Consider the following 23,805-nt stretch of genomic DNA (forward strand, 5'->3'; position numbering starts at 1 on the left):
ACAGGGCCGCACCGAGCGGCCCTGTCCGGCATGCCCTGCCCGCCGTTCCCACCGACCGCCCGGAGGATCCCCATGGCAATCCCCGAACCCGTCGTCATCGACCCCGCCGGACACGACATCCACGCCGAGGGCGCGCGGATCCGGGCGAACGGCCCGGTCGCCCGGATCGAACTGCCCGGCGGCGTGCTCGGCTGGTCGATCACCGACCACGAGACCGCCCGCCAGGCCCTCACCGACCACCGGCTGTCCAAGGACCCGCGCCAGCACTGGACGGCCTTCGCCGAGGGCAGGATCGGCGAGGACTTCCCGCTCATCGGCTGGGTGCTGATGGACAACCTCACCACCCGGTACGGCGCCGACCACACCCGGCTGCGCCGGCTGACCGCCGGGGCCTTCACCCCGCGCCGGGTCGAGGCCATGCGGGCCGAGGTCGAGAAGGCCGTCGACGAGCTGCTGGACGAGCTGGACCGCTGCGAACCCGGCGAGGTGCTGGACCTCAAGGCCCGCTTCGCCCGCCCGATGCCCGCCCGGGTGATCTGCGACCTGTTCGGAGTGCCGGCCGAGGACCGCGCGCAGATGCTGCGCGGCGGCGAGGCGAACATCGACACCACCCTCACCCCCGAGGAGTCGGCGGCCAACGTCGAGCAGTGGCACCGGGAGATGCAGGAGTTCGTCGAGGCCAAGCGCCGCAGCCCCGGGGACGACCTGACCAGCGACCTGGTCCAGGCCCAGGAGGAGGACGGCTCCCGGCTGAACGACTCCGAACTGGTCGGCACCCTGCACCTGTTGCTCGCCACCGGGACCGAGCCGGTGATGAACCTGCTCGCCAACGCGACCCGGGCCCTGCTCGCCCACCCCGACCAGCTGGCGCTGCTGCGCAGCGGCGCGGTGAGCTGGTCGGACGTGATCGAGGAGACCCTGCGCGTCGAGGCGCCGGTCGCCCACCTGCCCTTCCGCTTCGCGGTGGAGGACATCGAGATCGGCGGCGTCGTCATCGCCAAGGGCGACCCGGTCCTGATCAACTTCGCGGCGGTGGGCCGCGACCGCACCGTGCACGGCGACAGCGCGGACGCCTTCGACGCCGCCCGGCCGGACAAGGAGCACCTCTCCTTCGGCCACGGCGTCTACCGCTGCATCGGCATGCCGCTGGCCCGGATGGAGGCCGAGATCGCGCTCGCCGCGCTGTTCCGGCGCTTCCCCGACATCGAACTCGCCGTCCCCGACAAGGACTTGGCACCGCAGGTCACCTTCATCATGAACGGCGTGGAGACCCTCCCGGTCCGCCTCACGCCGCGAAACCGCTGACACGAAAGGGAGGTCCGTCCGATGTGGGCAGCCGTCGTACCCGAGGCCAAGGCGCGCTGGGAACTGCGCGAGATCCCCACCCCCACGGCAGGTCCGGGTCAGGTACTGATCCGGGTCCACGCCTGCGGGGTCTGCCACAACGACCTCTGGGTCAGCCAGGGTGTCTTCCCCTTCCCGCCGCTCGACCCGGTGGTGGTCGGTCACGAGGCCGCCGGGGAGGTCGTCGAGGTCGGCCCGGGCGTGACCACCCGCCGGGTCGGGGACCGGGTCGGCACCACCTGGGTGCAGGCGACCTGCGGCCGGTGCGACTACTGCCGGCTCAACCTCCCGCTCACCGGGCAGTCCGGGATGAACTGCCCCGAGTCGGTGATGAGCGGCCTCACCGTGCAGGGCGGTCACGCGCAGTACGTCGCGGTGTCGGCCGCCAGCACGGTGCTGCTGCCGGACGCCCTGTCGTACGAGGCCGCGGCGCCCGTGCTGTGCGCGGGGTACACCGCGTGGAGCGCGCTGCGCGCCGCCAACCCCGAGCCGGGCGAGCGGGTCGCCGTCCTCGGGATCGGCGGACTCGGCCACCTCGCCGTGCAGTTCGCCCGTGCCGCCGGCTTCGAGACGGTGGCCGTCACCCGCTCGCCGGACAAGCACGAGCTGGCCCGCACGCTCGGCGCGGACCACGTGGTCGCCGACGGCGAGCAGCTGCGGGCGGCCGGCGGCGCCGACGTGGTCCTGGTGACCGGCACCTCCTACCGGGCCGCCACCGAGACCCTCCAGGGACTGCGCCCGAACGGCCGGCTCGTGCTCGCCACCATCGACCCGGTCGACTCCTTCACGATCCCGCCCACCAGCCCGTTCTGGGCGCAGCGCCAGCAGGTGATCGGCGCCACCCACAACGGCCTCGACCAGCTCACCGAGGCCCTCGACCTGGTCGCGTCCGGGGCCGTCACGCCGCTGATCGAGACCTTCCCCAAGGAGCGGGTCGCCGAGGCGCTCGAACGGGTGGAACGCGGTGAGGTCCGCTTCCGCGCGGTCGTGAGCTACGCCTGACGCACCGGCAGCGACCGCATGCGACCGCATGGGGACCGACGTGGGGAGGACACTGTGTACAGACGAAGATTCCTGGGCCTCGCGGGCCTCGCGGCGGTGACCGGGGTGGGCCTGCCGGTGGGCGCCGTGGCCGGCGGGGACCCGCTGCCCCCCGCACCGATCGGCCGGGGGACGCCCAAGGGGCCTTTCTCCGTGCGGATGCCGGTGCCGCCGACCCTGCGGCCGGTGGCGCGGACCGGCGACACCGACGTCTACCGGCTCGACGTCCTGACCGCCGACCTGGAGCTGATCCCCGGTGTCCGGACCAGCTGCCTGACCTACGGCGGCAGCTTCGTCGGCCCGACGATCCGGGCCCGGGAGGGCCGCCGGGTGCTGGTCACCTACCGCAACCGGCTGCCCGAGGCCGTCAACGTGCACCTGCACGGCGGCCACGTCCCGGCCGACAGCGACGGCCACCCGATGCAGCTGATCGACCCGGGCGGCGAGCGCCGCTACGAGTACCCGAACCGGCAGCCCGGGGCCACCCTCTGGTACCACGACCACAGCCACCACGCGGAGGCCGAGCACGTCTACCGCGGCCTGCACGCCTTCTACCTGATCGAGGGCGAGGACGAGCGCCGGCACGACCTGCCGAGGGACGAGTACGACGTGCCGATCGCGATCCGCGACGCCGAGTTCGACGCCGCGGGGCAGTTGGTCCACGGCGATCCGGCGAAGCGGAACGTGATCCTGGTCAACGGCCGTTCCAAGCCGTACTTCCCGGTGGCCGCCCGCAAGTACCGCCTGCGCCTGCTGAACAGCTCGACCCTGCGGTTCCTGAAGCTGAACTTCGGCTCCCTGCCGGTCCTCCAGATCGGCTCGGACGGCGGTCTGCTGCCCGCGCCGGTCGACCGGACGGGGACGGACTTCCCGCTCGCCGCCGGTGAACGGGTGGACCTGGTGGTGGACTTCTCCGGGCTGGCGGTCGGCAGCAGGGCGGCGCTCACCAACCAGGGCCAGTACACCGGCGACGACCGGATCGAGCCGGTGCTGCAGTTCGCGGTGGACCGCCGGGCGCGCGACCGCAGCGGTGTGCCGGCCGTCCTGCGGCCGCTGCCCGAGCTGCCGCCGGCCACGGTCCACCGCGAGCTGACGCTCTCCTTCGACCTGAACGGCACGCCGACCGGCCTGGTCAACGGCCTGCCCTTCGACCCGGACCGGGTCGACCAGCGGGTCCGCCGCGGTGCCACCGAGATCTGGACGGTCACCAACGGCGACAGCGCCACCAAGTACGGTCCGATCCAGCACTCCTTCCACCTGCACCTGGCGCAGTTCCGGGTGCTCGACCGGGACGGCCGGCCGCCGCTGCCCGGTGACGCCGGCCTGAAGGACACCGTGCCGCTTCCGCCCGGTACTTCGGTCCGGGTCCAGGCGACCTTCACCGACTACCTCGGCCGCTACATGTACCACTGCCACATGCTGGAGCACTCCTCGGCGGGCATGATGGGCCAGATGGAGATCGTCGACTGATCCGCCCCGACGGCGGGCCGGGCCGGGCACACGGCCCGGCCCGCCGTCGGCGTTCGCACGGCGAGCCGGGGCCCGGCTCCGGCCCCCGCGGGCGGAGCCGGGCCCCGGCTCACATCTCAAGTCCCTGTTCGAACATCACCTGGCGGACCTCCACGCCGGTGTGGCGGGCGTCCGGGATCAGCCCGGCGAGCTCGATCGCGCGCTCCCTGGTCTCGACGTCGACCAGGTAGAAGCCGCAGACGAACTCCTTGGTGTCCAGGTACGGGCCGTCGCTGTGCACCGGGCCGCCGCCGCGGACCCGTACGGTGGTGCTCCGCTCGGGCAGCGCCAGCGACTGCGTGGTGACCAGCTCGCCGGACTCCTTGATGAGCTTCATGAAGTCGCCGTGGCCGGCGTAGACGGCCTGCTGCTCGGCGACGGACAGGCCCTCCCAGAGCACCGGGTCCATGTGCATCACGAGCAGGTACTTCATGATTCTCACTCCTTGGGCCACGGCCCCCGGCTTTCTCCAGGGGTCCTCACAGGGGACGTCGGAGCCGACGGCCCGTTTTCGACACGAAAGCGCGCGGCCGGCCGTGGAGATCCACGGCCGGCCGCGCGGGGAGGAACCGTCAGCGCACCAGCTGGGCGGCCCGGGGTCCGGTCCGCTCCAGCCACCAGTGGGCGACCAGCAGATTGACCACCCAGCCGGCCCAGTTGGCCACCTCCAGGAGTACCGGGAGGTCGAGCTTGAAGCCGGGGATGTACCCCATCAGCTCCACCACGACCCGGCCCCAACTCGTGCCGAGGGCCATCGCGAAGCTGTAGACCATCCAGCGCCGGTGGTCGACGAACCGGCGCTGCAGGGCGGCCCGCAGCCCGAGCACGGTGGTGAGCAGCCAGAGCCCGCCCATCATGGCCAGGCCGATCTTTCCGCTCGGGGCGGTGGAGTAGGGCAGCAGCACCAGGGCCAGCAGGCCGCCGGGCAGGGCCCCGGCGAAGATGTACACCCGGCCGCTGATCCGGTGCACCGCCGGGTGGTTGCGGCGTATCCAGGGCAGGACCTGGAGGAAGACCGTCACCATCGAGATGTTGCCGAAGACGACGTGCCCCACCAGGACGGCGTAGTGCGCCGGGAAGGACGGGTCCAGGGGGATCCTGGCCTGGCCCGGGCCGCCGCTCAGGTACCGGGGGAAGGCGTACACCAGATTGAAGACCACGAGGACGGCCAGGGCCGTCACCCATGGGCTCTGCCACCAGCTCGGTGCGGTCGCGCCCGCTCCGGTGCCGGGTCTCGTGCGTTCCGGTCCGGCGGCCAGGGCCCCGGACGGCTTCGTGTTCCGTGTCACCGCTGATCCTCGACTTCCGTTGGGTCCGGGTGGTTCAGTGGTGGTACTCGCCGGCGTTGGCGTCCAGGCAGTGGCCGGTGACGGCGCGGGAGAGCGGGGACATCAGGAACAGCACGGCGTCGGCGATCTCGTCGGGCTCGGGGAGCCGGCCGAGGTCGAGGGTGGCCGCGATCTCGTCGTAGATGTCCTGCACGGTGACGCCGCGCTGCGCGGCCCAGTGGCCGAAGCCCTCGCGCAGGGCGTCCGCCCAGATGTAGCCGGGGGCGACGGTGTTCACCCGGATGCCCTGCGGGCCGAGCTCGGTGGCCAGGCTCTGGGCCAGCGACAGCAGGGCGGCCTTGCTCATCTTGTAGGCGCCGAACAGCCGCTTGGAGTGCCGGATCACCGCGGAGTTGATCATCACGACCGAGCCCCGGTTCTCGGCCAGGGCGGGGGCGAACAGCCGGGTGAGCCGCAGCGCGGCGTAGACGTTGGTCTCGAACCCGGCGCGCACGTCCGCGAATTCGACCTCGCCGAGGTCGACCAGCGGGGGCACCGCGAAGGCGTTGTTGACCAGGGCGTCGATCCGGCCGAAGGCCTCCGTCGCGGTCTTGACCAGGGCGGCGGCCGACTCGTCGTCGGTGATGTCGGTCGGTACGGCCAGTGCCCGGCGCCCGGTGCGCTCGACCTCCGCGGCGATCTCGGCGAGCCGGGAGGCGGTCCGGGCGGCGAGCACCACGTCCGCCCCCGACTGCGCGGCGCGCAGGGCGATGGCCCGGCCCAGGCCGGGGCCGACCCCCGAGACCACGACGACCTTGTTCTCAAGCATCCTGAACCTCCAGCAAGTCCGGCTGTGCGTCGGTTGGTTCGATCGACAGTGCGTGGCGGAACACGTTCCGGGGGTCGTACGCCCGCTTGACCCGCTGCAGGCGCGGGTAGTTGCCGCCGTAGTAGAGCACCGACCAGGGCACCCCCGAGGTGTTGAGGGCGGGGTCGGCCAGGTCGCGGTCGGGGTAGCCGATGTAGGCGCCGTCGGTGAACCCGTCGGGGACGGGGACGCCGCCGGTCCCGGCGTGGACCTCGCGGTAGAACTCCCGGACCCAGGAGATGCAGGCCTCGTCCTGGTCCGCGGACAGCCAGAAGCCGCCGCTGTAGAGGACCTTGAGGATCGAGTCCCGCTGGGCCGTGGCGGTGGCGTCGGGGGCGACGGTGTTGACCCTGCCGCCGAAGCCGGCGACCACCAGGCACGACATCGGGTTGATGTGCTCCGGATCGCTCAGGTAGCGCCAGACCACCCCGAGCTGGTGGTCGGTGAAACCCTTGCGCAGGTAGGCGGCCTTGTCCTTGTAGCGCCCCTTGGGGTCGTTCGGGAAGCTGTACGAGGGCAGCCAGGAGCTCAGCCAGGGCACGACCTCGGTGACGTGCACCGACGGTTCCACCCCGACCCCGGCGCTGACCGCGTCGAAGTGCTCGGCCAGCACCTTCTCGGCGTCCGGCCCCTCGTGGTCGATCACCACGACCATCCCGAAGGCCCCGGAGTTCCGGTGGGTGACGATCAGGTTGCTCCACAGGCCGGCCGCCGGCGCGTCGGCGTCGTCGTGCTCCTCGTACCAGGTGCAGTAGTTGCGCAGCAGGGTGGCGAGGGCCTCCTCGGTCATGCCCTCCCAGGGCCACATGACCGTCCGCTTCCAGACCCGGGCCGGAGCCCGGGGGAGCAGCAGGGCCGGGTCGGCCGAGTCGGCCCCCGGGGTGCGCAGCCAGAACCTGGTCACCACGCCGAAGTTGCCGCCGCCGCCGCCGGTGTGGGCCCACCAGAGGTCGTGGTGCGGGTCCTCGGGGTCGGCGCTCGCCACCACGGCGCGGGCCCGGCCGGACTCGTCGACGACCACCACCTCGACGGCGTGGAGGTGGTCGACGACCAGGCCGTCGCGGCGCGAGAGGTGGCCGTAGCCGCCGGCCGTGAAGTGGCCGCCGACGCCGACGTCCAGGCAGGTGCCGGCCGGGACCGTCACGCCCCAGCGCTTGAAGAGGGTCCGGTAGACGTCGCCGAGCAGGGCGCCGGAGCCGACCTCGATCGCGCGCCGGTCGGGGTCGTAGGAGATGCCGTTCAGCTGGGACACGTCCACCAGGACCCGGACGTCGGGGGAGGCGGTGAAGTCCTCGAAGCAGTGCCCGCCGCTGCGGACCGCGATCCGCCGGCCGGTCGCCACCGCCTCGTCGACGGCCGCCACCACCTCCTCGGTGCCGGTCACCACGTGCACCTGGTCGGGCTGTCCGACGAAGCGGTGGTTGTATCCCTGGACGAGGTTCTCGTACCGCGGGTCCCCGGGCCTGATCACCACCGGCCCGGTCGGATCAACGGTCCTGTCGGTCATACTTGTTCGTCCTTCCACGGGCCGGGCGCGCGCGGCGCCGGCGGTCGGGTCCCGGGGGGCCTGGGCGGGCCCGGGGGCCGCGCCCCGCCCCGGCGGCGCGGCCCCCGGGCGGGGAGGTCCGGCTAGCCGGCCACCGCGCCGGAGCCGGACGTGGCCGCGAACAGTTCGGGGGCGACGTCCTCGGCCATGGCCCTGGCCGACTGCCAGGCGACCTCGTGCGTGGTGCCGACACCGCCGCAGAGCAGCACGAAGCGACGGAAGCCGGCGGACGTCAGCGCCTCCAGCTTGGCCCGGACCGTCTCGACCGATCCGACCAGGGCGAAGGGGTTGCGGAGGTAGGACTCCGCGGGGGCCTCGAACACGCCCTGCACGCCGGTGTCGCCCTCCTTCGCCAGCGAGGACAGCGGGCTGTCGGCGGGGTCGGCACCGGCCATCCGCGCCAGCACCCCGCCGGCGGTCTCGATGTGCGAGACGAAGCCGTCGCGGACGAGCTCCGCGGCCTCGCGGTCGGTGTCGGCGACCACGGTGAAGCAGCTCGCCGCGACGTTCGCCATGGAGAGCTCGTGCCCGTGCTCCTTGCCGACCTCCAGGTAGCGGTGCAGGCGGGCGACCATCTCCTCCACGCTGATCTTCGACATGCCGCCGGCCGCCGGGTCGAGGTTCAGCCCGGTGAAGACGTTCCAGCCGCGGCGGGCCGCCATGGCGAGGGACTCGTCCGTCTCCGCCGCCACCCACAGCGGCACGCTCGGCTGGACCGGCCGCGGCCAGACGGTGACCTTCGCGACCTCGGCGTCCTGGAGGAAGGCGGTGTACGCGGGGGTCAGGTCGTCCTTCGCCACCGGGTGGTCGATCCGGTTGACGGCGCCGTCGATGAGGTCGGCGTTGTGCTCGAAGGCCGCCCGGTCGCCGCGCCGGCCGAGGCCGATCTCCAGCCGGCCGCCGGAGAGCACGTCGATCATGTTGAACTGCTCGGCGAGGTGCAGGGGGTGGTGCAGCAGGGCCAGGTTCACCCCGGAGACCAGCCGGGCCCGGGTCGTCCGGGCGGCGATCGCGGCCAGCATGACGTTCGGGTGCGGGGAGATCGACGACGGGCCGAAGTGCTCCGGCAGGCTGAGGCCGGCGTAGCCGAGGCGCTCGGCCTCGACGCAGTGGTCGAGGTAGGTCTCGTAGAGGCGGGCCCCGAGCACCGGGTCCCACTCCTCCGGCGAACGCGATCCCGACGGCGCGTAGGTGAGGTTGTCCCAGTAGACGAACTTGACGCTGTTCGGGTCCTCGGAGAGTGTGCTCATGCCGGTGGTTCCCCTCTGTTCGCAAGGCTCGCAGTGGATGTGAATCAATCTAGCCAGGCGGCCGGAGGCCGCCATCTTCCAGATTGCGCGCGCGGTCCGGGCCGGTTTCAGACCGTGCCCGGGGCCTCCAACGACCTGGCCAGCGCGGCGGCGTCGGAACGCACCCGGCCGCCGAGGCGGGGGCGCTGACCGGTGTCGGAGTACTGCCGGGGCCGGCTGCCGCCGGTGCGGCGCAGCACGGTCATGCTGTTCTGCCGCAGCTTGCGGCTCTCCAGCAGGTTGAGCATCTCGAACTCGCCGGGGGCCATCCGCTGGGTGTCGGCGATGTACTCCAGGATCGCCTCGCCCTCGGGGTAGGTCATCAGGTAGTGCATGACCACGATCCCGCCGTCCGGATCGATCAACTCCCAGAAGTTCTCGAAGAAGTAGAGGCAGTCCCAGGCGTCGACCCAGGCGAAGTCGATCGGCCGGAACTCCTCGGGGAGGCGTCCGACGGCGCCGCGCATGTCGGAGTTGACGACGGTGACGCGCTCGGCGAGGCCGAGCTCGCCCAGCACCTCCGTCACCAGCGGGGCCGAGGAGCCGGCGTCCGAGAGGTCGTCGACCGCCACGAACCGCGGCCGGTACGGCTCGCGGTAGCCGCCCGGCAGCAGCAGCGCCGGCTCGCTGTCGATCCACGCCTCGTCCAGCTCCCGGTCGTCCGCGAGGTACGGCAGGGTCTTGCGGACCAGTGCGGCGGCCTCGGCCCCGGCGAGTTCCTCGGCCTCGGCCAGGGCCTTCGCCAGGAACGGGGTGGTGTAGCCCATGCCGACCTCCAGCACCCGGTGGGGCCGGACCAGGTGGATCAGCTGGGAGAGCAGCGGCGCCACCACCTCCGTTCCCATGCCCGGCACCCGCAGCCGCTCGACCGCGGTCCGGAAGCGCTCGTCGGGGATCGTGTCACGCGTCATCGCCGGTACCCCTGCCCTGCTGGTGCTCGATGGCCTGGTAGAGCGCCTTGATGTTGCCGCTGCCGAAGGAGCGGGCGCCCATCCGCTCGATGACCTCCAGGAAGAGGGTGTTGCGGGGGTGCACGGACTTGGCGAAGATCTGGAACAGCTGCCCGTCGTGGTCCTGGTCGATCAGCAGGTTCAGCCGCTCCAGCTCCGCCACCGAGTGCCGCAGCGGGGTGAGCCGGTCCGGCAGCAGCCGGTAGTACGCCGGGGGGGTGCCCAGGAACTCCACGCCCCGGGCGGCGATCGCGTCGACCGAGCGCACGATGTCGTCCGTGGTGAAGGCGATGTGCTGCACGCCCGGACCGCCGTGGTCCTTCAGGAAGGAGTCCAGGTGGCCGGAGACCTCGGACGGGTCGGGGGTGATCAGGGTGAAGGTGACCGTGCCGCCCTGCACCACGTTGGTGATCATCACCTGGCCGTTGACCTCGATCCGCTCCGTGAAGATCGGTTCGAAGTCGAGGACCTCGCGGTAGAAGGCCACCGTCGTGTCCATCTGCCCCGGCTCGACGCAGATCGCGAAGTGGTCGACCTCCCGCAGGCCGCAGTCCGGCCCGGCCGGGCCGGCGTCGGCCGGCGTCAGCCCGGGCAGCAGCCGCTCGTCGCCGCCCGCCGGACGCTCGACGAAGGTGTGGGCGATGTCGCCGACGCCCATGATCGTGGCGGTGACCACGTCGCCGTGCGCGACCGGCGCCGACACCGGCCGGGCGCCGCGGCGCACCGCCGTGGCGAAGGCCGCCCGGGCGTCCGGGACGCGCAGCGCGATGTCGGCCACCCCGTCGCCGTGCTTCTCGACGTAGGCCGCTCCCGGGTGGTCGCCCACCACCGGCCGGCTGAGCAGCAGCCGGATCCCGTTGGCGCCCAGCGCCACCGAGCTCAGCTCCCGCGCCTGCGGGGGCGAGCTCGCGTACACTTCCAGGCCGTACCCGCGGACCAGCCACTCGGTGGTGACCGCCAAGTCGGCGACGTAGCAGGTGATGTGGTCGACGAGCATGCCGCCGAAGGTCTCCTGACCCGCGTCGAGGCTCATGTTCCGGACTCCTCGTCAGTCGTCGGGCTGCCCAGGGGGGCGCCCGGTGAGGCCGTTCGGCCCCAGATCCGTCCAGTGCTCGTTCACGTAGGCGAGGGCGGCGGTCCGGTCGGACGGCCCGTGCTCGGGCGTCCAGCCCGCCGGTACCGAGGCGTCGGCCGGCCAGAGCGAGAACTGGCCGCGCGCGTTGACCAGGACCGTGAACTCGCCGTCGTCGGCGTCGAAGGGGCTGCTCATTCCCGCTCTCCTTCCGGCCGGTCCAGCAGGCCCTCCAGGGCCGCCACCGAGGGAACGTCGAAGAACTGGGTGACGGTGAGCGGGATCTTCAGCTCGGCCCGGATCCGGCTGACCAGCCGCATCGCGGCCAGGGACTGGCCGCCGAGCTCGAAGAAGCTGTCGTCGACCCCGATCTCCGGCACCTCCAGCACCTCGGCGAACAGGGCGCACAGCTGCCGCTGCCGCTCGGTCGCCGGCGCCCGGCGGGTCGAGCCGGTCACCGGCTCGGGCAGCGCCCGCCGGTCCAGCTTGCCGTTGGGGGTCAGCGGGAGGGCCGGCACGCTCACGAAGGCCGTCGGCACCATGTACGCCGGCAGCTGCTCCACCGCGTGCGCCCGCAGCGCACCCGCCTCGATCCCGTCGGACTCCGGGACGTAGTACGCCACCAGGCGCTTCTCCCCGGACTCCGACTCCCGTGCCACGACGGCGACATGGGCCAGGCCGGGATGGCGCGCCAGTGCCGCCTCCACCTCGGCGGGCTCCACCCGGAAGCCCATCACCTTGAGCTGGTCGTTGGCCCGGCCGAGGTACTCCAGCAGGCCGTCCCGGTCGACCCGGACCAGGTCCCCGGTGCGGTACATCCGTTCGCCCGGCGCGTCGAAGGGGTTGGCCACGAAGCGCTCGGCCGTCAGATCGGGCCGGTTGAAGTAGCCGCGGGCCAGGCCGCGTCCGGCGATGTGGAGCTCGCCCACCCCGCCGACCGGCACGGGCCGCAGCCCGGCGTCCAGGACGTGCAGCCGGACGCCGTCCATCGGCCGGCCGACGCCCACCGGGCCCGTGGCGAGGTAGGGGGCGGTCATCGGCGCGCTGGTGCTGAACAGCGTCGCCTCGGTGGCGCCGTACATCGCCCGCACCACCAGGGCGGGGTTGTGCTCCAGCACCCGCTGGACGGCCGAGGGGGCGATGACGTCGCCGCCGGTGAGCACCTCGCGCACACCGGCGAGGCAGCCCGGGTCCTCCTCGGCCAGCACCCGGAACAGTCCGGCGGTCAGGTGGATGCCGGTGATCCGCTCCTCGGCGATCAGCCGGCGCAGGGCGTGCACGTCGAGGTCGCCCGGCGGGGCCACCACGATCCGCCCGCCGTGCAGCAGCGGCACCCAGAACTCGTACGTGGAGACGTTGAAGGCGTACGGCGCCACCATCAGCACCCGCTCGTGCCGGCCGTCCGCCCAGATCGAGTCCAGGGCCAGGCCGAGCGCGTCCCGGTGGGCGATCGCGACGCCCTTCGGCACCCCGGTGGAGCCCGAGGTGTGGATCACGTAGGCGAGGGCGTCCGGGCCGGTGGGGACGGCCGGGTCCGTCGCGGGGTAGCCCGCGAGGCCCTTCTCGCCCTCGACGACGACCACCTCGGCGCCTTCCGGCAGGCCCTGCCGGCTCATCGCCTCGTCGGTCAGCAGCACCGGCGCCGCGCAGTGGTCCACGATCCACTGCTTGCGCGGCAGCGGGTAGGAGCTGTGCAGCGGGAGGTAGCACCCGCCGGCCTTGAGCACGGCCAGGATCGCCACCACCAGGTCCGCCGACCGCTCCATCAGCACCGCGACCGGCGACTCGGCGCGCACGCCGAGTTCGCCCAGCCGGTGCGCCAGCCGGTTCGCCCGCTCGTCCAACTCGCGGTAGCTGAGCCGTACTTCGCCGGACGACACGGCGATCGCGTCCGGTGTCCTGAGCGCCTGTTGCGTGAAATGCCCCTGAAGGGAAGGGGAAGCCACCATGCCCTCCGATCATCGTCGATTGGTTGTCGGTGCCCGGATCAGCTGTCGAGCAGCCCGTGGACGGAGTCACTCAGGTCGGCGAAGGAGGACAGATCGGGCACCGTCCATCCGTTCAGGTCGTACTCCGCCAGGCACTCGTCGACCAGGCCCTTGTAGGAGTCCAGCTGGCCGTTGGCGAGCTGGGCGAAGAGCAGTTCGATCCGGGTGTTCTCGTGACTGCCCGCGTAGTTGCGCTCGTAGAGCTCGTGGCGGCCGCCGAACTCGCTGCCGACGGCGTCCCAGAGCAGTTTCATCACCTTGACCCGCTCGACCGCGTCCACGCCGCCGGAGCCGCGCAGGAACCGGTCCAGGTAGGGCCGGATCTCCGGATTGTCGAAGTCCTTGGCACTGGAGTTGACGTAGATCAGCCCGCTGGCCACGTCCTGGAGGACGATCTCCCTGATCCGCGGATAGCCCGTCTGCATGAACCACCGGTAGGCCAGGCCGTACTGGGAGTTGGGCAGCACCGCGCCGTTGCGCCAGGCGACCGGGTTGCGGGCGGCCGCGTCGGACAGCCCCCAGAACAGGTTGCGCCAGGCCAGCACCTCGCCGAGCCGGCTCTGCACCCCGCGGAAGTCCCCGGTGCCGGTGATGTCCAGGGCCTTGGCCAGCAGGCCGGCGATGAACTCCAGCTTCACCGCGAGCCGGGTGCAGCCGTGGAAGGTGAACCGCTCGATGAAGCCGGACTGGCCGGTGAACATCCGGATCTTCTCCGGCTGCCCGTAGACGAAGACGTTCTCCCACGGGATGAGCACCTTGTCGAGCACCAGGATGGTGTCGTTCTCGTCCAGCCGGGAGGAGAGCGGGTAGTCGAACGGGCTGCCCATCGCCGCGGCCGTCGCGGTGTAGGACGGGCGGCAGATCAGCTTCATCCCCGGCGCGTTCATCGGCACGGTGGCCACCAGCGCGAAGGTGCGGTCCTTGATCGGCAGGCCGTAGTGCGCGATGAAGTTGTAGTGCGTCAGCGCGGAGCCGGTGGCGACCACCTTCGCGCCGGACACCACCAGGCCGGCGTCGGTCTCCCGCTCGGCGTGGATGAAGACGTCCTTCACCTGGTCCGGCGGCAGGGACCGGTCGACCGGCGGGTGCACGATCGCGTGGTTCCAGTACAGCACCTTCTCCTGCGACTCGGCGTACCAGCGCCGGGCGTTGTCCGCGAACGGCTCGTAGAAGTCCGCGTTGGCGCCCAGGGTGCCGAGGAAGGAGGCCTTGTAGTCGGGGCTGCGGCCCATCCAGCCGTAGCTCATCCGCGCCCAGGCGGCGATCGCCTGCTGGTCGCCGACCAGGTCCTCCGCGCTGCGCGGGGTGGTGAAGAAGCGGTGGGTGTAGCCCTCACCGCCGCTGTCGACCGGCGCGGTCAGCACGGGCCGGTGCCGGGGGTCGTGCAGGGCGTCGTAGAGCCGTGCGGTCATCCGGACCGGATTGTGGAACGCCGGGTGGGCGGTGACGTCCTTGACCCGATCGCCGTAGAGGTAGATCTCCCGGTCGTCGCGCAGGCTCTCGATGTACTCCGCCCCGGTCAGCGGGCGAGTTCCGCGCGCACTTCCGGCGGTGGTTTCCCGGGCTTCGGCCATCAGACGCCTCTCCTTGCTGCCAGTTCACCGGACGGATCGAGACTGACAGCCCGGGAGCGGCGGTGGCTTCTCCCGACGTGCGCCGCTTGCGGACCCGGGCGGCCCGCGCCGCCCGCACGGCCCGGACTCAGCACGAGCGGAGATGCCCGCGGTCCGCCGCCCCCGGAGCATGAGCATCTGGATTTGCCAGGCCTGCGCAGGAGGGACTCCGGAATGAGCAAGCGAATCGACATCGACATCGTGGTGCCGCTCTACCCGTTCATGCCGTACTTTCTCGACCGGACCAGGGAGTTGGCGGAGAAGTTCACGGCCAACCACCCCGAGTACCGGATCAGGGTCAGCGGCGCCGACTGGCTGTCGGTGCCGCAGACGGTCCACGACGCCGTCCAGCAGGGCGGCGCGCCGACCATCGCGCAGTACTTCTACACGTCGACCCGGGACGCCCTCGACGCCCGACGGCCCGACGGGTCGCCGCTGTTCACCTCGGTCGAGCGGGCGATCGCGGGCCGCACCGAGATCCTCGGCGAGCCGGTCGTGCTCGGCGACGTGGCGCCCGCCGCGCGGCACTACTACACCCACGACGGCGCCGTGGCGGCCATGCCGCCGCTCACCTCGACCACGCTGCTCTACGCCAACACCACCCTGCTGGAGCGGGCCGGGATCACCGAGGTCCCGCAGACCTGGGCCGGGATCGAGGCCGCCTGCCGGGCCGTCGCCGCGCTCCCCGACGGGCCGGCCCACGCGATCACCTGGCCCAACCACGGCTGGTGGTTCCAGCAGTCGGTGGCCCAGCAGGGGGCGCTGCTGGCCGACCACGACAACGGCCGCTCCGGTCGCGCGGAGACGCTGTACCTCGACTCGGACGCGATGCTCGCCTACGTCGAGTGGTGGCGGGGGCTGCACCGGGCGGGCCTGTACCGCTACCACCCGAGCCGGGTGAACACCGAGGTCGACTGGGACGGCAACTTCCGCGCCTTCGCCGGACAGGAGGTCGCCTTCGTGCTCACCACCTCGGTCGAGGCGGCCCGGATGGCCCAGGCCGGCCTGGACGGCGGCTTCGTCGTCCGGGCCTGCCGGATGCCGTACAACGACCGGGTGCCCTACGCGGGCAACGTGATCGGCGGCGACGCGCTCTGGCTGGCCGCCGGCCTGGACCGGGAGACCGAGGACGGCGCCCTGGCCTTCATGCAGTACCTGAACACTCCGCGCACCGCCGCCGAGCGGCACCGGGAGACCGGCTTCATCCCGGTCACCGGCGGTGCGATCGACCTGCTGGAGCAGGAGGGCTGGTTCGAGCGCAACCCGCACTTCCGCACGGCGCTGGACCAGCTCGCCGCCAACTCCGGTTCGCCGGCCGCCCGGGGCGCGCTGCTCGGGGAGTTCGCCGGGATCCAGGACATCCTGACCACCGCCATGCACGACGTGCTGGTCACCGACGTGGAACCGCGGGTCCGCTTCGCACAGGCGAACGCCGAGGCCCAGCTGCTGCTGGACCACTACAACGACGCCTGCCGGGGCCTGCGCCCCCGCGGCCCGATCAGGGTCGGCTGACGACGGGGCCGACGGTCCCCGCCGCACGCGGCGGGGACCGTCGGCCCCAGTGGTTCAGGAACGCTCGGTACGGAGGTCCAGGGGCGCGTCCGGCGCGCCGACCAGCTCCCGCAGCACCTCGCGGAAGCGGTCCACCTGCTCCGCCACCGAGCTCTCGTCGTAGAGGTTGCTGTTGTACTGGATGCCCGCCACCACGTCCCCGGCCGGGTCGAGGTTGAGCGTCCACAGCGCGCCGTTGGGCACGTCCGAGCCCACCGGCTGCGAGGTGAGCCGGCGCCGCACCTCGGTGTACTCCAGGTCCCCGATCAGCTCCCCGTCCAGCAGGAACGGGAACGGGAAGACCTGGAAGACACAGGCCGCCCGGCCGTCCTCCAGCGTCGGCAGCATCAACTCCGGTGCCTGGCCGAGGATCTGCCCGAACGGGATGTCGTGGGCGTACGCCTCCAGGCTGGTGGTGCGGATCCGGGCGACCACCTCGGCGAAGTCGCGCGACCCGGCGAGCTCGGTGCACAGCGGGAGGAAGTTGAAGAACGGCCCGACCGTGTGGTGGAAGCGGTCCTCGCCGCGGCCCGGCGAGAAGGTCGGCACCACCACCCGGGTCGTTCCGGAGGAGCGCGCGACCATCACCGCGAACGCGCCCATCAGCACCATGAACGGCGTGCTGCGCAGCGCCCGGCCGATCTCCACCGCCCGCGCGGTCAGTTCGGCGTCGACGGTGAAGCGGTGGATGGCGGTGGACTCCGGCAGGCCGGCCGACTTCGGCCGGTCGGTGGCCACCGAGTAGATCTCGGCGCCGGCCAGCTGCTCCCGCCAGAAGGCGCGCGACTCCTCCAGCGCCGGATCCGCCGCGTACTCCCGCTGCCACGCCGAGAACTCGCGGTACGGCAGGGCCACCGGCAGCTCGGGCTGGGTGTGCCCGCGGCGCTCGGCGTAGCGGACGGCGAGATCGCGGATGATCAGCCGCACCGACCAGCCGTCGGCCGCCGTGTGGTGCACGACGAGGGCCAGGACCGCGTCCTCCTCGTCGAAGCGGAGCAGGGTGGCCTTCAGCAGCGGGAGTTCCCGCGCGCTGATGGTGCCCGACTCCACCTCGGTGATCAGGTCCTCCACCGCCCGCTCGCGCGCCGCCGGATCCGCCCCGGTCAGCTCCCGCAGCTCCAGCCGGACCGGGGTCGGCGGATGGATCTCCTGGTACCGCTCGCCCTCGCCCCGGACGATGGCCGTGCGCAGGGCCTCGTGCCGCACCACCACGTCGTCCAGGGCCAGCTGCAGCGTCGCGGCGTCGACCTTCCCGCGCAGACGCCAGCCGTGCACGATGTGGAACCGCGGGCCGAACGGCCCCTCGTCGTCCCCGCGGTCGAAGCCGCAGAGGAATTCCTGGTTGAAGGAGAGTGGCGTCCTGCTCGCCGGTGCGTTCGACTGCGGCTTTCCATTGGGGCTCATGGGGAATTCCTCTCACGGAGTCCGGGGCGAATTCGCCCCGGAACCGTAGCAACGGCCCCCCGGCCGTGGGTTCTTCGATCGTGCTGGCAATCCGGGAGATGCGCACCGGCCGGGCCGCGGGCCAGGCTGGCCGGGAAAGTCCATCCAGCTTCGGTGGAACGCCCGCCCGAACCGTAGAGGAGCTGCGCCGCAATGACGGTCGCCATGAACGCCGCAGGGTCCGGCTCGCCGCAGCCGCCCGAGCCCGGTCTGACACCCGGGGAGATCATCGCCAGGGCCGAGGCCATCGCGCCGCTCCTGGTGCCCCGGCAAGCCGAGACCGAACAGCGCACCTACTACGCCCAGGACACCCACGAGGCGTTCGCCGGGGCCGGCTTCTACCGGATCCTCGTGCCCAAGCGCTACGGGGGCTACGAGTTCGGCATCGACACCTTCCTGCGGGTCGCGATGACGCTGGCCCGCGGCTGCCCGTCGACCGGGTGGATGTACTGCCTCGGCGCCACCCACGCCCTGCCCGCGGCCTCGCTGTTCGACGAGCGGGCGCAGGCCGAGCTCTTCGCCGGCGGCGACTTCATCTGCCCGGCCACCATCGTGCCGAACGGGAAGGCCGAGCGCGCCGAGGACGGCGGCTGGCGGATCGACGGCACCTGGAACTACTGCTCGGGCTCGCCGTACGCGACGCACTTCATGGGTCACGTCCCGGTGCCCGGCGAGGCCGGCGAACCGCCCGCGCCGATGCTCTTCGTCGCTCCGCGCGCCGAGTTCCGCCGGCTCGACGACTGGGGCGGCCAGCTGGGCCTCAAGGGCAGCGGCTCGCACAGCATCGTGATCGAGGACGGCCGGGTCCCGGAGCACCTGACGCTCCCGCGGACGCACATGAGCGAGGTCGTCGTCGACGGGGGCACGCCCGGCTACCGGCTGCACGGCAACCCGGAGTACGGCGGCGGCTCGCTCAGCTTCATGCTCCTGGAGGTGGCCTCGCTCGCCGTGGGCATGGCCCAGGGCGCGCTGGACGCCTACGAGGAGCTGATGCTCTCCCGCACGACGCTGTTCCCGCCGGTGGTCACCCGCGCCGAGGACCCGGACTACCAGTTCTGGTACGGCGAGGCGGCCGGCATGATCGCCACGGCCGAGGCGGCCGTGCTGCAGGCGATCGCCCAGTGGCAGGAGCTGTGCGCCCGGGGACCGGGCGCCTTCACCCGGGAGAACGACCTGCGCCTGGCCACCATCTGCCGCGAGGTGATCCGGCTGTGCTGGCACGCCGTGGAGGGGCAGCTGTTCCCGACGGCGGGTTCGAGCGCGGTGCGGCAGGGGGAGCGGATCGAGCGGGTCTGGCGCGACCTGTCCACCCTGCACAGCCACTCCGGGATCGGGGTCTTCCTGTCCGCGGTGACCACCCGGGAGCTGGCCCGTGCCCGGTTCGGCGTCAAGTGACCCGTCAACGAGCCGAGGAGCTCCTGCCATGACCGAGACCGAGGACGCCGTCGCGCTGCCCGGGGAGCGTGCCTTCGCCGCCGCGACCGCCGTGTTCAACCTGGCCGCGCCGGTCCGGCCCGCGGCGGCGGTGACGGTCCGCACCGTCGGACAGGTCCGGTCGGCGCTGCGCCACGCCCAGCGCGCGGGCCGGTGGGTCCGGGTGCACACCACCGGGCACGCCTCCGGCTCGGCCCGCCCGATGGACGAATCCCTGCTCCTCCGCACCGAGCCCGCGGGCCCGGTCGTGATCGACCCGGTGGCCCGCACCGCCCGCGTCCCGGCGGGAACGCGCTGGGGCGCGGTGGTCGAGGCCGCCGCCGGGTACGGGCTGGCGGCGCCGCACGGCACCTCGCCCACGGTCGGCGTGGTCGGCTACCTGCTGCGCGGCGGGATCAGCTTCTACGGCCGCCGGGCCGGGCTCGCCGTGAACAGCGTCCGGGTGATCGAACTCGTCACCCCGGACGGCGAGTTCCGCCGCGTCTCGGCGACCGCCGACCCCGAGCTGTTCTGGGCCCTGCGCGGGGGCGGCGGCGGACTCGGCGTCGTCACCGCGATCGAGATCGCGCTCTTCCCGGCGGCCCGGGTGGTCACCGGCGCCGCCTTCTGGCCCGCCGCGCACGGCCCCGAGCTGCTGTCCCGCTGGCTGAGCTGGACCCGGGACGCCCCGGAGGCCGTCACCACCGCGTTCCGGGTGATGAACCTGCCGGCCGTGCCGGAGATCCCGCCGGTCCTGACCGGCGGTCCGGTGCTGTGCCTGGCCGGGGTGGTGCTCAGTCCGACCGAGGACGGCCTGGCGACCGCCGAACGCCAGGCCGCCGACCTGCTCGGCCGGTTCCGCTCGGTGGCCGAGCCGGTGCTGGACACCTGGGAGACCACCACCCCGCCGGCCGTGGTCCGCACCCACATGGACCCGACCGATCCGGTGCCGGTGGTGGGGGACCACCTGCTGCTCTCCGAACTCGGCGCGGACGGCGCGGAGGCGTTCCTCCGGGTGCTCGGCGAGGGCTCGGGATCGCCACTGGTCAACGCCGAACTCCGGCAGCTCGGCGGCGCGCTCGCGGTGCCGGATCCGGACGGCGGGGCACTGAGCCACCTCGACGCCGCCTTCGCCTTCACCGCCGGCGGCCTGGCGCTCGACCCGGCCGCGACGGCGGCGGCCCGGGCGCACTGCGCCGAGGTCCGCTCCGCCCTGACGCCCTGGGACACCGGCCGGACCGCGCCGACCCTGGTCGAGCGGCTGGAGCAGCCGCAGCGGCACCTGTCCGCGGCCGACGTCGAACGGGTGGACCGGGTGCGCCGCCGGGTGGACCCCGCCGGGTGGCTGCGCCACGACGTGCCGCCGGGGGCCTCCGCCCGCTACTGACCGCCGCCGGGCGCGCCGCCGTGCGCGCCCGCCCGCCGTCGAACCACCTGCTGTCGAAGCGCCCTCCGTCGTCCGTTCGGAGGGCGCTTCGGCGTGTTCCCGGCCGGCCGGCGCCCGCTGCCCGCCGACCGCCGTCCGCCACTCGCCGATCGCGGACGGCGGATCACCCTTTTCCGATCACGCCGCCGGAGATTATTTCGGCGGGAAAACAATTGGCAAAAGCCGTTCCCGGCCGGTGAGCAATGTGAGAGATGCCTTTGCGGGCGTCCGGCGTTCATGCTCGTGCAGTAGACCTGCGAGTGAAGTGGGATTCACCGTCGCATTTCGGGACCGCGGCACCAGGACCCCGGGCCTTTTCGGCCCGCAGGAGTCGGCCGCGGGAGTGCACTCGATGCGAAAGCAGGGTCGTACGCGATCTGCCGAGAGGGGAATTTCGGTGACAAACCGTGAACGATTCCGCAGACTGGTACCGGGCCTGGTGGTGATCATGGTGGCCGCCTCGCTGTTCTTCGCGGCGCGGAGCTCGGTCGCGGTGGCCGGGGCGGAAGGGGTCGCGAAGCAGTACGGCTTCAAGGAAATGCCCATCGCGATGCCGCCCGGCTACGACCAGCAGCCGATGAAGACGGTCCGGAAGGTGAACCCGGCCTACCAGAAGATCCGTTCGTGGATCTCCTCGGTCGGGGCCAGCATCGCGATCAACGACCTCACCGGGCACGGTGTGGCCAACAGCATGTGCATCGTCGACACCAGGACCGACAGCGTCGTCGTGACGTACACGCCGACCGCCCGGCAGGCCGACCGGTTCACGCCCTTCGTGCTGGACGGCAAGCCGCTGCCGATGGACGACACCATGGCGCCCACCGGCTGCACACCCGGCGACTTCAACAGCGACGGCCGGATGGACCTCCTGGTGACGTACTGGGGCCGCACGCCCATCCTGTTCATGGCCAAGTCGGACGCGACGACCCCCGCCGCGAGCTCCTACGTGCCGCGCGAGCTGGTGGCCTCGGAGTCGCTGGACGGGAAGTACCACGGCCCGCGCTGGAACACCGACGCGGACTACGTCGGCGACCTCGACGGCAGCGGACACCCGTCGATCGTGATCGGCAACTACTTCCCCGACTCCGACGTCCTCGACCCCAACGGTCTGAAGAACGTCGTGATGAACGACTCGCTGTCCAGTGCCAAGAACGCCGGCGGCGACCACGTCCTGCGCTGGCAGCAGAGCACCTCCGGGCCCGAGCCCACGGCGTCGTACGTGGAGGAGAAGGGCGCCATCCCCTTCGACGCGTCGACCGGATGGACCCTGGCGATCTCCGGCGCCGACCTGACCGGTGACGGACTGCCCGAGCTGTACGTCGCCAACGACTTCGGTCACGGGCACCTGCTGTACAACCGGTCGACGCCCGGGCACATCGAGCTCACCGAGGCCAAGGGCGAGCGCACCCCGACCACGCCCAAGTCGTTCGTGCTCGGCAACGGTTCCTTCAAGGGCATGGGCGTCGACTTCGGCGACCTCGGCCACGACGGCAAGTTCGACATGATGGTCAGCAACATCACCGTCGCCTGGGGCCTGGAGGAGAGCAACTTCGTCTGGATCAACAAGGCCAAGGACGAAGCCGACATGCGGAACAAGCTCGACGCCGGCATCGCGCCGTTCACCCAGGAGGCCCAGGAGCACGGCATGGCCTGGACCGGCTGGGGCTGGGACGCCAAGATGGGCGACTTCCTCAACAGCGGCGACCTCAACGTCCTCCAGGCCACCGGCTTCGTGAAGGGCAAGATCAACCGCTGGCCGTGGCTGCAGGAGATGGCCATGACCAACGACGACCTGCTGTCCAACCCCGCGATGTGGCCCAACGTCCAGCCCGGTGACGACATCGCCGGGGACGAGGCGATCGCCTTCTACGCCAAGACCCCCGACGGCCCGTACGTCAACATCAGCGAGCAACTGGGCATCGCCGTGCCCACCCCGACCCGCGGCCTCGCCACCGGCGACACCACCGGGACCGGCCGGCTGGACTTCGCGGTGGCCCGCCAGTGGGGCCCGCCCGCCTTCTACGCCAACACCTCGCCCAACCTGGGCAACCAGCTGAACCTGCGGCTCTACCGGCCGACCGCCGAGGGCGGGGCGGGCGAGGGCCTGGTGAACTCCGGGTCGCCGGCGTACGGCGCCACCGTGTGCGTGATGACCCCGGACGGCACCCAGATCTCCCAGCTCGACGGCGGCGGCGGCCACGGCGGCTTCCGCAGCTTCGACACGCGCTTCGGCCTCGGCTCCCACCAGGGTCCGGTCACCGTCGAGCTGCGGTGGCGGGACGCGAACGGCGGGATGCACAAGAAGACCGAGCAGCTCACCGCCGGTACGCACACCCTGATGCTGACCAGCGACGCCCAGGAGGTCCCGAACCGATGAGCGCCACCGCGCAGTCCCGCCCCGGCGGCGCCCCGGCCGCCGCGCCCCCCGCGCCCGCCGCCCCCGCGAAGCCCAAGGATCCGCGCTACCTCGCCCTGCGCAACTTCGCGATCTCCATCAGCGTGTTCAACACCTTCGGCTACACCCTGCTCGGCTTCGAACAGCCCTGGCTGTGGCCGTTCATCGCGGTGTTCACCGCCTACACCTGCGAGATCTGCTTCGAGCTGGTCAGCGGCTGGGCCCAGCGGCGCCCGCCGCGCTTCCTGGGCAACGGGGTGCGCGGGGTCTACGAGTTCCTGCTGCCCGCCCACATCACGGCGCTCGCGGTCAACATGCTGACCTACGGGAACAACCAGCTGCTGCCGATGTTCTTCGGAGTGGTCATCGGCGTCGGCGGCAAGCACGCCCTGCAGGCGCCGATCGCCGGCCGGATGCGGCACTACATGAACCCGTCCAACTTCGGGATCACGATGTCGCTGGTGTGCTTCGGGTCCTGGTTCAGCATCGCGCCGCCGTACCAGTTCACGGAGAACGCGAACACCTTCTTCCGGGTCATGATCCCGCTGATCATCGCCACCGCGGGAACGGTGATCAACGCGCTGCTCACCAAGCGGACGCCGCTGATCGTCGGCTGGCTCGGCGCGTTCGCCATCCAGGCGTTCGTCCGGCACTGGATCTGGGACGTCTCGCTATACTCCGCGCTCGGCGCGATGACCGGCGTCGCCTTCGTGCTGTTCACCAACTACATGATCAGCGACCCGGGTACGACGCCGATGAAGGCCAAGGCCCAGTTCATGTTCGGCTCCTCGGTCGCCATGGTCTACGCGGTCCTGATGGTGTTCAACGTGGTCTACACGCTCTTCTACGCCACCACCATCGTCTGCGCCCTGCGCGGGATCGGCTGGTGGGTCGCGCACCTGATCAAGCGGTCCCGGCAGGCGGACTCCGCCGGGGCGGGCGCGCCGGACGGGACGGCCGCGCAGCCGCAGCAGGTCGGGGCGGTCGCGGCCTGAGGCACCCGCGTGCGACACCGCGCACGACACCGCAACGGCGCTGTGGCGCTGCCCGCTCGGGGCAGCGCCACAGCGCCGTTTCCCGGCCCGCCGA

19 protein-coding genes are annotated in these 23,805 nt (G+C 72.1%); 8 read left to right on the top strand and 11 right to left on the bottom strand.

The window, feature by feature from the left end; translation table 11 throughout:
* The first annotated feature begins 72 nt into the window (after nucleotides 1–72).
* Genes ACGFSC_RS09410 through ACGFSC_RS09420 form a run of 3 tightly spaced genes read left to right on the top strand, consistent with a single transcriptional unit; the run spans nucleotide 73 to nucleotide 3,855 of the window.
* Nucleotides 73–1,305, top strand: a complete 1,233-nt coding sequence (locus ACGFSC_RS09410) for a cytochrome P450 (protein WP_359912894.1) — start codon at nucleotides 73–75, stop codon at nucleotides 1,303–1,305.
* 21 nt (nucleotides 1,306–1,326) lie between these two features.
* Nucleotides 1,327–2,346: an alcohol dehydrogenase catalytic domain-containing protein gene (locus tag ACGFSC_RS09415; protein WP_359912897.1), complete on the top strand. Its 1,020-nt coding sequence runs from the start codon at nucleotides 1,327–1,329 to the stop codon at nucleotides 2,344–2,346.
* 54 nt (nucleotides 2,347–2,400) lie between these two features.
* On the top strand, nucleotides 2,401–3,855 hold the full coding sequence (locus ACGFSC_RS09420; RefSeq protein ID WP_359912900.1) for a multicopper oxidase family protein: 1,455 nt from the start codon (nucleotides 2,401–2,403) through the stop codon (nucleotides 3,853–3,855).
* Nucleotides 3,856–3,964: 109 nt separating this feature from the next.
* Here ACGFSC_RS09420 and ACGFSC_RS09425 read toward each other — a convergent pair whose 3' ends face one another.
* The 10 genes from ACGFSC_RS09425 to ACGFSC_RS09470 all read right to left on the bottom strand — a co-directional run bounded on the left by ACGFSC_RS09425 (nucleotide 3,965) and on the right by ACGFSC_RS09470 (nucleotide 14,449).
* Nucleotides 3,965–4,327 carry a YciI family protein gene (locus ACGFSC_RS09425; RefSeq protein ID WP_359915582.1) on the bottom strand — a complete coding sequence of 121 codons (363 nt, stop codon included), beginning with the start codon at nucleotides 4,325–4,327 and terminating at the stop codon, nucleotides 3,965–3,967.
* A gap of 139 nt (nucleotides 4,328–4,466) precedes the next feature.
* Nucleotides 4,467–5,183 (bottom strand): DUF2306 domain-containing protein, encoded by a 717-nt coding sequence (locus tag ACGFSC_RS09430; protein ID WP_359915584.1) that lies wholly within the window; start codon nucleotides 5,181–5,183, stop codon nucleotides 4,467–4,469.
* Between the two features lie 34 nt (nucleotides 5,184–5,217).
* A complete protein-coding gene (locus tag ACGFSC_RS09435; protein ID WP_359915586.1) occupies nucleotides 5,218–5,991 on the bottom strand; it encodes an SDR family oxidoreductase in 774 nt (257 codons plus the stop codon).
* Entirely contained in the window at nucleotides 5,984–7,537 is a 1,554-nt protein-coding gene (locus tag ACGFSC_RS09440; protein WP_359915588.1) for an FAD-binding oxidoreductase, read from the bottom strand. The genes ACGFSC_RS09435 and ACGFSC_RS09440 overlap by 8 nt, the downstream gene beginning before the upstream one ends.
* Before the next feature lie 122 nt (nucleotides 7,538–7,659).
* Nucleotides 7,660–8,826 carry an LLM class flavin-dependent oxidoreductase gene (locus ACGFSC_RS09445; RefSeq protein ID WP_359915345.1) on the bottom strand — a complete coding sequence of 389 codons (1,167 nt, stop codon included), beginning with the start codon at nucleotides 8,824–8,826 and terminating at the stop codon, nucleotides 7,660–7,662.
* A 107-nt stretch (nucleotides 8,827–8,933) separates the two neighbouring features.
* Entirely contained in the window at nucleotides 8,934–9,776 is an 843-nt protein-coding gene (locus tag ACGFSC_RS09450; protein ID WP_359915346.1) for a hypothetical protein, read from the bottom strand.
* A complete protein-coding gene (hppD, locus tag ACGFSC_RS09455; protein WP_359915347.1) occupies nucleotides 9,766–10,848 on the bottom strand; it encodes a 4-hydroxyphenylpyruvate dioxygenase in 1,083 nt (360 codons plus the stop codon). Before hppD ends, ACGFSC_RS09450 begins: the two co-directional genes overlap by 11 nt.
* Before the next feature lie 15 nt (nucleotides 10,849–10,863).
* On the bottom strand, nucleotides 10,864–11,085 hold the full coding sequence (locus tag ACGFSC_RS09460; RefSeq protein WP_359915349.1) for an MbtH family protein: 222 nt from the start codon (nucleotides 11,083–11,085) through the stop codon (nucleotides 10,864–10,866).
* Nucleotides 11,082–12,836 carry a non-ribosomal peptide synthetase gene (locus tag ACGFSC_RS09465; RefSeq protein WP_359915351.1) on the bottom strand — a complete coding sequence of 585 codons (1,755 nt, stop codon included), beginning with the start codon at nucleotides 12,834–12,836 and terminating at the stop codon, nucleotides 11,082–11,084. Before ACGFSC_RS09465 ends, ACGFSC_RS09460 begins: the two co-directional genes overlap by 4 nt.
* Before the next feature lie 38 nt (nucleotides 12,837–12,874).
* Nucleotides 12,875–14,449: a 4-hydroxyphenylacetate 3-hydroxylase N-terminal domain-containing protein gene (locus ACGFSC_RS09470; protein ID WP_359915352.1), complete on the bottom strand. Its 1,575-nt coding sequence runs from the start codon at nucleotides 14,447–14,449 to the stop codon at nucleotides 12,875–12,877.
* A gap of 213 nt (nucleotides 14,450–14,662) precedes the next feature.
* Between ACGFSC_RS09470 and ACGFSC_RS09475 the strand changes: the two genes are divergently transcribed.
* Complete coding sequence (locus tag ACGFSC_RS09475) at nucleotides 14,663–16,000, top strand: extracellular solute-binding protein (protein WP_359915354.1); 1,338 nt, start codon at nucleotides 14,663–14,665, stop codon at nucleotides 15,998–16,000.
* 54 nt (nucleotides 16,001–16,054) lie between these two features.
* On the opposite strand, the gene ACGFSC_RS09480 is transcribed toward ACGFSC_RS09475, so the two are convergent.
* On the bottom strand, nucleotides 16,055–17,443 hold the full coding sequence (locus ACGFSC_RS09480; protein WP_359912792.1) for a condensation domain-containing protein: 1,389 nt from the start codon (nucleotides 17,441–17,443) through the stop codon (nucleotides 16,055–16,057).
* A 192-nt stretch (nucleotides 17,444–17,635) separates the two neighbouring features.
* Between ACGFSC_RS09480 and ACGFSC_RS09485 the strand changes: the two genes are divergently transcribed.
* The 4 genes from ACGFSC_RS09485 (at nucleotide 17,636) to ACGFSC_RS09500 (ending at nucleotide 23,711) form a co-directional block, all read left to right on the top strand.
* Nucleotides 17,636–18,877 carry an acyl-CoA dehydrogenase family protein gene (locus tag ACGFSC_RS09485; protein WP_359912789.1) on the top strand — a complete coding sequence of 414 codons (1,242 nt, stop codon included), beginning with the start codon at nucleotides 17,636–17,638 and terminating at the stop codon, nucleotides 18,875–18,877.
* 28 nt (nucleotides 18,878–18,905) lie between these two features.
* Nucleotides 18,906–20,282 carry an FAD-dependent oxidoreductase gene (locus ACGFSC_RS09490; protein ID WP_359912786.1) on the top strand — a complete coding sequence of 459 codons (1,377 nt, stop codon included), beginning with the start codon at nucleotides 18,906–18,908 and terminating at the stop codon, nucleotides 20,280–20,282.
* Between the two features lie 487 nt (nucleotides 20,283–20,769).
* On the top strand, nucleotides 20,770–22,698 hold the full coding sequence (locus ACGFSC_RS09495; RefSeq protein WP_359912795.1) for a CRTAC1 family protein: 1,929 nt from the start codon (nucleotides 20,770–20,772) through the stop codon (nucleotides 22,696–22,698).
* On the top strand, nucleotides 22,695–23,711 hold the full coding sequence (locus ACGFSC_RS09500; RefSeq protein ID WP_359912783.1) for an enediyne biosynthesis protein: 1,017 nt from the start codon (nucleotides 22,695–22,697) through the stop codon (nucleotides 23,709–23,711). Before ACGFSC_RS09495 ends, ACGFSC_RS09500 begins: the two co-directional genes overlap by 4 nt.
* Nucleotides 23,712–23,805: the final 94 nt, after the last annotated feature.

This window comes from Kitasatospora sp. NPDC048715 (genome assembly GCF_043198905.1).
GTDB lineage: Bacteria > Actinomycetota > Actinomycetes > Streptomycetales > Streptomycetaceae > Kitasatospora > Kitasatospora lactacystinica.

What these genes read in the sequence shown, in the direction of transcription:
- ACGFSC_RS09445 (WP_359915345.1), bottom strand. Translation starts at nt 8,826, where the DNA reads ATGAGCACACTCTCCGAGGACCCGAACAGCGTCAAGTTCGTCTACTGG.
- ACGFSC_RS09410 (WP_359912894.1), top strand. Translation starts at nt 73, where the DNA reads ATGGCAATCCCCGAACCCGTCGTCATCGACCCCGCCGGACACGACATC.
- ACGFSC_RS09500 (WP_359912783.1), top strand. Translation starts at nt 22,695, where the DNA reads ATGAGCGCCACCGCGCAGTCCCGCCCCGGCGGCGCCCCGGCCGCCGCG.
- ACGFSC_RS09495 (WP_359912795.1), top strand. Translation starts at nt 20,770, where the DNA reads ATGGTGGCCGCCTCGCTGTTCTTCGCGGCGCGGAGCTCGGTCGCGGTG.
- ACGFSC_RS09435 (WP_359915586.1), bottom strand. Translation starts at nt 5,991, where the DNA reads ATGCTTGAGAACAAGGTCGTCGTGGTCTCGGGGGTCGGCCCCGGCCTG.
- ACGFSC_RS09475 (WP_359915354.1), top strand. Translation starts at nt 14,663, where the DNA reads ATGAGCAAGCGAATCGACATCGACATCGTGGTGCCGCTCTACCCGTTC.
- ACGFSC_RS09415 (WP_359912897.1), top strand. Translation starts at nt 1,327, where the DNA reads ATGTGGGCAGCCGTCGTACCCGAGGCCAAGGCGCGCTGGGAACTGCGC.
- ACGFSC_RS09440 (WP_359915588.1), bottom strand. Translation starts at nt 7,537, where the DNA reads ATGACCGACAGGACCGTTGATCCGACCGGGCCGGTGGTGATCAGGCCC.
- ACGFSC_RS09460 (WP_359915349.1), bottom strand. Translation starts at nt 11,085, where the DNA reads ATGAGCAGCCCCTTCGACGCCGACGACGGCGAGTTCACGGTCCTGGTC.
- ACGFSC_RS09480 (WP_359912792.1), bottom strand. Translation starts at nt 17,443, where the DNA reads ATGAGCCCCAATGGAAAGCCGCAGTCGAACGCACCGGCGAGCAGGACG.
- ACGFSC_RS09470 (WP_359915352.1), bottom strand. Translation starts at nt 14,449, where the DNA reads ATGGCCGAAGCCCGGGAAACCACCGCCGGAAGTGCGCGCGGAACTCGC.
- hppD (WP_359915347.1), bottom strand. Translation starts at nt 10,848, where the DNA reads ATGAGCCTCGACGCGGGTCAGGAGACCTTCGGCGGCATGCTCGTCGAC.
- ACGFSC_RS09450 (WP_359915346.1), bottom strand. Translation starts at nt 9,776, where the DNA reads ATGACGCGTGACACGATCCCCGACGAGCGCTTCCGGACCGCGGTCGAG.
- ACGFSC_RS09425 (WP_359915582.1), bottom strand. Translation starts at nt 4,327, where the DNA reads ATGAAGTACCTGCTCGTGATGCACATGGACCCGGTGCTCTGGGAGGGC.
- ACGFSC_RS09485 (WP_359912789.1), top strand. Translation starts at nt 17,636, where the DNA reads ATGACGGTCGCCATGAACGCCGCAGGGTCCGGCTCGCCGCAGCCGCCC.
- ACGFSC_RS09490 (WP_359912786.1), top strand. Translation starts at nt 18,906, where the DNA reads ATGACCGAGACCGAGGACGCCGTCGCGCTGCCCGGGGAGCGTGCCTTC.
- ACGFSC_RS09465 (WP_359915351.1), bottom strand. Translation starts at nt 12,836, where the DNA reads ATGGTGGCTTCCCCTTCCCTTCAGGGGCATTTCACGCAACAGGCGCTC.